The organism is Pseudoalteromonas sp. BZA4 (genome assembly GCF_040104395.1).
In the GTDB taxonomy this organism is placed as follows: Bacteria; Pseudomonadota; Gammaproteobacteria; order Enterobacterales; family Alteromonadaceae; genus Pseudoalteromonas.
In genome coordinates this window covers 1-7160 of sequence record NZ_JBECOT010000103.1, presented here as the reverse complement: position 1 = coordinate 7160, position 7160 = coordinate 1, and the positions used below count along the sequence as shown (strand labels likewise).

Annotated in this window: 8 protein-coding genes and 1 pseudogene; 5 read left to right on the top strand and 4 right to left on the bottom strand. The window is 39.0% G+C overall.

What is annotated here, in order from left to right; translation table 11 throughout:
- A pseudogene (locus ABMY41_RS21035) lies at positions 1-120 on the top strand (ISAs1 family transposase); the annotation flags it as partial.
- Positions 121-263: 143 nt separating this feature from the next.
- Here the strand turns inward: ABMY41_RS21035 and ABMY41_RS21030 are convergent.
- The 4 genes from ABMY41_RS21030 to ABMY41_RS21015 form a co-directional block, all read right to left on the bottom strand.
- Complete coding sequence (locus tag ABMY41_RS21030) at positions 264-614, bottom strand: DUF2750 domain-containing protein (protein ID WP_054552718.1); 351 nt, start codon at positions 612-614, stop codon at positions 264-266.
- A 17-nt stretch (positions 615-631) separates the two neighbouring features.
- Positions 632-1210 (bottom strand): glutathione S-transferase family protein, encoded by a 579-nt coding sequence (locus ABMY41_RS21025; RefSeq protein ID WP_252949490.1) that lies wholly within the window; start codon positions 1208-1210, stop codon positions 632-634.
- Between the two features lie 48 nt (positions 1211-1258).
- The gene (locus ABMY41_RS21020) at positions 1259-1540 is read right to left on the bottom strand and encodes a peptidylprolyl isomerase (RefSeq protein WP_054552716.1); all 282 of its coding nucleotides are present in this window, start codon (positions 1538-1540) and stop codon (positions 1259-1261) included.
- Positions 1541-1612: 72 nt separating this feature from the next.
- On the bottom strand, positions 1613-2188 hold the full coding sequence (locus ABMY41_RS21015) for a glutathione peroxidase (protein WP_054561036.1): 576 nt from the start codon (positions 2186-2188) through the stop codon (positions 1613-1615).
- A gap of 75 nt (positions 2189-2263) precedes the next feature.
- Here ABMY41_RS21015 and ABMY41_RS21010 point away from each other — a divergent pair, with 75 nt between their 5' ends.
- The 4 genes from ABMY41_RS21010 to ABMY41_RS20995 all read left to right on the top strand — a co-directional run bounded on the left by ABMY41_RS21010 (position 2264) and on the right by ABMY41_RS20995 (position 7077).
- Positions 2264-2755, top strand: coding sequence for a GNAT family N-acetyltransferase (locus ABMY41_RS21010; RefSeq protein WP_251601129.1), 492 nt, complete (start codon positions 2264-2266; stop codon positions 2753-2755).
- Positions 2756-2899: 144 nt separating this feature from the next.
- Positions 2900-4849 (top strand): ATP-binding protein, encoded by a 1950-nt coding sequence (locus tag ABMY41_RS21005; RefSeq protein ID WP_252949593.1) that lies wholly within the window; start codon positions 2900-2902, stop codon positions 4847-4849.
- A 19-nt stretch (positions 4850-4868) separates the two neighbouring features.
- Positions 4869-5996, top strand: a complete 1128-nt coding sequence (locus ABMY41_RS21000) for a response regulator (protein ID WP_289096997.1) — start codon at positions 4869-4871, stop codon at positions 5994-5996.
- Positions 5997-6144: 148 nt separating this feature from the next.
- Positions 6145-7077, top strand: a complete 933-nt coding sequence (locus ABMY41_RS20995) for a hypothetical protein (protein WP_349276166.1) — start codon at positions 6145-6147, stop codon at positions 7075-7077.
- Positions 7078-7160: the final 83 nt, after the last annotated feature.

Below are 7160 nucleotides of genomic sequence, written 5' to 3'. Positions count from 1 at the left end.
ATGGCGCTTTTTAAACAAGATACATCTAAGTCAGCTAGTATGGCGAGGAAAAAGAAAATGGCAGGGCTAGACGATGATTACCGCTCAACCCTGTTAGAGTCTGGGATTAAAATGCGCTAGCCGTGGAATTAAAAGCGATTTAGGCAAGGCATTGATTGCAAGTAATAGTGGTTCTATTGTTAAAATCAATATAAGTATCAAGTTTCCAGCTTAACGACACTGCCATAAATACGGCCGTGTCGTTATAAGCTTAAGGATTGCGATTAATCGCAAAGAGCTTTAGCTAAACCAACCGGTTCGATTTCAACGCATACTTGATCATCGTTCCAGTTTAAACCAACAAGCGCATCATCTTCGTTAAGGTCTTCAACCCACTCATCAAGAAATTCGTCTAGGCCAATTTCAACAGGGGTATAGTCTTGCCACTCATCTTTACATTGTGCTTTTGCAGCGTCTTCAGTACCCCAAAGTAATAGCACATCTGTGTCGCTAAATTGGTTTGATTCACAGACAACAAAACCACCATCTTCGGCACCCAGTGCCCACATAGATTCGTTCAAACGAACTTTTTCTACAAAGCTAACTAATTCTGATTCAATTTCGATATCGCTCATTTGCGTAACCCTTATCTTTATATTCGTGGATCTGTTTGTTGTACCGCCGCTTTATCGGCGAATTTATGATAAAAATCAACTAAGTTTTCTAGTTGGCTAAAATCAGTTAATTCGCGGAAGCGGATCCAATCTAGTAAGCAGTATAAACTGATGTTGAGGTATTCACAGCTTTTAAATACTGGCTCCGATAAATGAGTATTTAAATAGGCTAATGTTTCAACAATTCGTTCATTCTGTAAATTAAAAAATAGTTTGTCGCTGTTGGTATCAAACCCTGAACGCTGACAAAGTAAAATTTCTACCAGTGAATCATTGCAGGCATTGATAATGGTTAAGTAGTTCTCTTGCTGCCAGCTAAGTAACGGCTGATCAGCTTTCTCTAGTAGATAGCGAATAATTGAGTTGGAATCACATAAGGTAAAATCATGGTCGATTAATACAGGAATTTTTCTGGCAGGGTTATGAGCTATCATGGTTTGTCTGTCTTGCTCAGAGAAAATATCCAAATTAATAAAATCAATAGGTAGGTTATTAAGTGTCGCCCAAATCCGAATACGGCGCACAAAAGGTGAGGTAGTAGAGCCTAGTAATTGCATGATGGTAAAAAGCCGCTGTGAAGCGGCTTTTTGAAATCAATTTGTCAATTAGTCAGTACGGCTTGTTACTTCTAGAAGATGATAACCAAACTGGGTTTGCACTGGGCCTTGAACTTGGTTAATTGGTGCAGAGAACACGACTTTGTCGAACTCTGGAACCATCATGCCAGGGCCAAACTCACCTAATGCACCACCATCTTGGCCAGATGGGCAATTAGAATGAGCACGAGCAAGCTCTGCAAAGTCAGCTCCTTGCTCAATTTGCTGTTTTAAATCTAAACAGTGAGCTTCACTGTCTACGAGAATGTGTCTTGCACTGGCTACTGCCATAACATCTCCTAATGTGTGTTTTAGTATTAAATTACTAGTTTAGTTCAATATTTACCGAACGAAAAATTAAATTTATTTTGCAGTTAGCTCAGCTTCAATTGCATCGCGTAAAGTTTGCGATTGTGGCTTAGTTTTACTATTAAAGCGCTGCACTGTCTTACGATCTGCAGACACTAAATATTTGTAAAAGTTCCAGTTAGGTGAGCTAGTTGCTTCGTTTAGGTGTTTGAATATCGGGTTTGCATCGCTACCGCGAACGGCACTGGTAGCCAGCATATTAAAGGTTACGCCATAATTGATGAAACATACTTTTGCAGTGTCTTTTTCATCGTCTTCTTCTTGGAAAAAGTCATCTGATGGAAACCCTAGTACCACTAAGCCTTGGTCTTTATATTCTTTATGAATGGCTTCTAAGCCTTCAAACTGGCCGGTAAAACCACAATTACTAGCGGTATTTACAATGAGCAGTGGTTTGTCTTTGAATTCGCAGAAGTTAATTGACTCTTTTGAGCGTAACTTTCTCATTGTAACATTGGTAAAGTCATCACATTGGCTGCTTGCTTTAGCAGTTGGCGTAGCCTCAGTAGTTTGTGCTGCAAGGTTGGTTGTTATTAGACCTGCTGCAAGTAACAAAGCATATTTATACATAGTTATTTCCCGCTAGTTATTTGTGATGAATATACGCTAATATGCAGCAAAGTGATCATTTAATTTCAGCTATTTATGACGATTCGCAAAGCAATACAAAACGATTTAACTGACATAGTCGCTATTTATAACGAGACCATCCCTGGGCGTATGGTAACCGCAGATACTGAAGAGGTGTCGGTTGCAGACAAACAAGCTTGGTTTGATAGTCATACAGAGAAAAGACCTATCTTTGTTTTTGAGCAACAAGGTAAAGTGCTTGCTTGGCTGAGTTATAAGTCGTTTTATGGCCGACCTGCCTATGATGGTACCGTTGAAATTAGCATTTACATCACCCAGCAAGCTCAAGGGAAGGGGCTAGGTAAACAATTGCTTACATTTTCAGAACAGCATGCAAAAACACTTAATATCAAGGTGTTATTAGCTTTTATCTTTAGTCATAACCTACCAAGTATAAAACTGTTTAATCGCTTTGATTACAAGGTCTGGGGAGAGCTTCCTGAGATTGCGATCATGGATGATAAAGCCTATAGCCTTACCATTTTAGGAAAGCGTTTAGACAGTTAATTAGCTAAAAAGCTAATAAAAAAATGCGGTACAAATTGTGACCCATTGCGATTTTAGACTACGCTAAAATAAGTATTTATCATTAAGCGAGTCTAGTCTACTGTGCGAAGAATATTGATTGTTGATAGCAATAGTGTTTTAGCAATGCGGGTCAAGGTGCTACTAGAGCTGATTGGCTGTCGAGTTGAGCTATTACATTTTGCAATGGTTGATGATGCTGTTTTAGAGCAAGACTTTGATCTTGTTGCAGCTTCTCATGGTGTACCAACCACTGTTATTAAAACGCTAATGGGAGTGTTCGCACAAGAGCACTTCTTGCTGCTAGCGCCTAAAGCGCAGCGTAGTGATTTACTAGAGCATTTTAGTGAAGTAAATCGCCTATTACCTAATGCTGTGGTGATTTACCCCTTCTTTGCTAATAAAGAAATTAGCTCTTTATTAGAAGGGGTACTTGAGCTCGACAGCGATAATATTCTTCAACTTCCTACCGTGTTACTCGTTGATCACTGCGCAGAACGTTTGGCGCAAATAGCCCTAAACCTAAAAGGGGCACATATTAAAACCTTCACAGCTGATAATACTGCATCTGCTATGGATGTTATTAAAGAGCAGAACATTGATTTACTCATAAGTGATTTTACTTTTACTGATGGCACAGGGCTTGAGCTCTTTAATAAGCTCAAAACATGTCAGCCTAATAGTCGTTGTTTACTTTATACCTCTAAGCCTGATCAAGTCTCGATGGTAGCAGCTATTCGTCAAGGGGTAGAAGATGTGCTCATCAAGCCGGTTGATGATAATAGCCTGCTGCAATCAGTACATAAACTTTGGCAAACAGAACTATTAAGGCGACACAACACTGAGTTAGTAGAGCGTTTGCAAAATACAGTTGATGCACTCATCGAAAAAGACAGTTTACTTCGAGTTATTTTTAAACACACACCCGATGCCATCATTCTATTTGAACGTGGTGGTAAGGTTATAGAAACTAACGACGCCTGCGAGCAGCTTTTCGAAAAACCGCTGAAAGAGTTTGAGAATTGCTCTGTTTTTGAATTTTTTGATGTTGCTTCAACTGAGCGCATCAAAGATAAGATTGCGACTTTAAGTAAAAACCGACAATTTAGTTGTGACTTACGACTACTCAAGAAAAATGGCAGTGAGGTGCCTTTAGTTGGCTCGTTTAACGAAATCGACCACCACGGCGAAATTGCGCTAGCGGTGATCTTTAAGAACGTTACGCATCTTAAAGAGAAAGAGGATTTACTCGTTGAAGCTAAAGATTTGCTTGAAGAAGAGGTCAAAGCCCGTACTGCTCAGTTAGAGCATGCTAAAAATGTGGCAGAAGCGGCAAATCATAGTAAATCTGAGTTTTTAGCGAACATGTCTCATGAACTTAGAACACCTATGCATTCTATTTTAAGCTTTGCTCGCTTTGGGCTTGATAAGGTTGCTAATGACGATTTAAGTAAAGACAAGTTAAACAAGTATCTATCTAGAATTGAGCAAAGTGGTGAGCGATTATTATCGCTGCTAAATAACTTACTCGATCTATCAAAACTCGATGTCGGGAAATTCCCGTTCAATCCGCAAAAGCATAACTTAAGCAATATTATAAAAACCAGCATTGATGATGTGTCGGGCACAGCCCTTGAAAAAAGTATTGCTATTCGGCCTATAGGTTTTGAACAAGGCATTGTGCTTGAATGCGACGAAGAACAAATTAATCAAATTATGCGTAACTTGATCGGTAATGCATTGAAGTTTAGTGAGCCGAATAGCGAAATTGATATTAGTTTAGCGGTGAATGAGCAGATGGCCGAAATCGCTGTTATTGACCGCGGAATAGGGATCCCTGAACAAGAGCTTGAAAAGATTTTTGCTAAGTTTGAGCAAAGCAGTAAAACCAACAGTGGTGCGGGAGGCACTGGGCTTGGATTAGCTATTTGTCGGGAATTTGTAGCCTTACATCAAGGCACTATTTCGGCAAGTAACAATGAGTACGGGGGCGCCACTATTTTGGTACGGCTGCCCTTAGAAATAGACTTGCCGCAACACTTGGCAAATGAACAACAGTCTATATCGATGAATTAATAAAGCGGAAGAGATAATCATGGCCTTGAAACGTATTTTAGCGGTTGATGATGAACCATTTAATTTAGAAATTATTGAAGAGATCCTTGAGGATCTCGATTTTGAGCTGAAAATGGTGAATAGCGGCCCAGAATGCTTAGAAGTCGTTGAAGAGTTCGACCCTCAAGTGATTTTACTCGATGTGAGCATGCCACAAATGAGTGGTTACGATGTCTGTCGTAAGCTCAAAGAAAACCCCAATACGCAAAAAATTATTGTGATGTTTGTCTCAGCCAGAGGCACCGTTGAGGAGCGCATGGAAGGTTATTCTGTTGGTGCAGAAGACTACATTGTTAAACCATTTAGCCATAATGAGCTTAAGCTTAAGCTACAACATTTAAATCAAGTACTAATCGAAAAAGAGTCGCTAGAGCAGCAAGTGGAAGATGCTACGTCAACGGCATTTAATGCGATGGCAAACAGCAGTGAAATGGGACAAATTGTTAATTATATTGAGCATATTGGTTCAATAGATAACGAACATGAACTCGGCAAAGCCTTTTTAAACTGTTTAGGTGCGTTTGATTTACAAAGTAATGTGGAGTTTAGATTAGATAACGAAGTATTACATTTCTCTGTGTCGGGTGTGTGCTCGCCGATTGTGATCGAGCTGTTTGAAATGCTGAAAAGCAAAGGTCGATTGCACGAGTTCTCAAATCGGATTTTAGTAAACTATGAAATGATTAGTTTGCTTATCTTAAATATGCCTGGGCAAGACCCCGATAAGCATGGTCGAATTCGAGATCATATTTGCTTTTTAGTCAGTGTTACAGAGCAGCAGCTTAAAGCGATTCTCACGAAGAAAGAGCTTCTTCAGCAACAGCAACAGTTAAATGATGCTGTAGGTAAGGTGCACAGCAAATTTACAGGTTTGATTGAGCTTTTAAATGAAAACCGTATCAATAACGAAGCTGTATTTAAGCGGCTTCAAGAAGACTTAGAAAGTCGCATACCGACCATGGGCTTAGATGAAGACCAAGAGGTGTTTATCTATCAAAAGGTCGACGAAACCATTCAGAACTCAGTGGCACGTGAAGAGTCAGTTCAGGGAGTAAAAGCGGCATTCAAAGAGATTGAAAATGATTTATCGCAATTATTAAAGCAATAGCACTACTTATTTCGAGGTTGCTCAGTTAAAAGATTAAACACTGAACAGATCATTTCTACAGGTGGTTTCTCAAAAGCGGGCTCTGAAAGTTAATCAATAACACAACGTTGATTTTTACCTGTAAGAGCTCGAAGTACTTGTTTTTTTATTGCTATTTTTCAAATTTAATTTTATTCAATTTCTATTGTTATTTTTTCTTATTTACATTAGTTTAACCATAAAAGGACTTGCACTTATATGGAATATACAGAATGGATGCTTACTGCAAAAAATTAACTTATCTACTTTTTCTCTTTATTTTTTTTTACCTAAGGCTGCAACGGCGATAGTTGATGGACCAGTAGATATGTTTCCAGCTCCTCAAACACCTTCAAATTTTAGTTATTCAATTGAAAATCAAGGGATCAATGTTTATTGGACTTGGGGCAGTAATAGCGGTGAACCTTTACCCTATTATAGCAGTGCTAAAACCCAAATAAATCAGACTAATAACCTCACCTACCCAGAGCCTCTCCCCTGTTCGGATTGTAATAATGATAGAATGACTCATTTTGAAATAGAGGTATCTGAAAATGATGGGCCATTTCGTCAAATTCACACTACATTAAGCAGTGTTTATCGCACTTATTATTTTTTATTTACAGGGGCTCAAACTTACCGTTTTCGTATAAAAGCTGTAAGTGTGTATACTCTAACTACGCCTTATACTTATAAAAACAGTGACTATTTAACAGGGCCACTTATAAGTATTTCGTCACAAAACAAGCTGAATAAACCAACTATATCACCGAGTTCACAAGCTGTGACGGTTAGTACACCCATCAGTATTAGCTCATCGCAAACGGCTTCGATTATTTATAAGCAGGTTAATAAAGGGAGTGCGTGTGGCACAACTGGTTTTAATGCTTTTACGGGGTCGTTTACTTTATCTTCAAGCAAACGTGTGTGCGCTAAAGCGACTAAACCAGGTTGGCTGGCAAGTGATATTGCTTATAAAGATTATAGCGTTGCAAGTAGCTCTCAAGGTTATGCTTCTGTAGGCCTTGTTGATCAAATGCAGCTCTCTAATAAACTCACTTAACTTACTGATATTTAGGCAGACCAAGGGTGTTGATCTTATTTAGCGCCTTCACTTTGATCATCGCTTCAACCAGTTGGCGATTG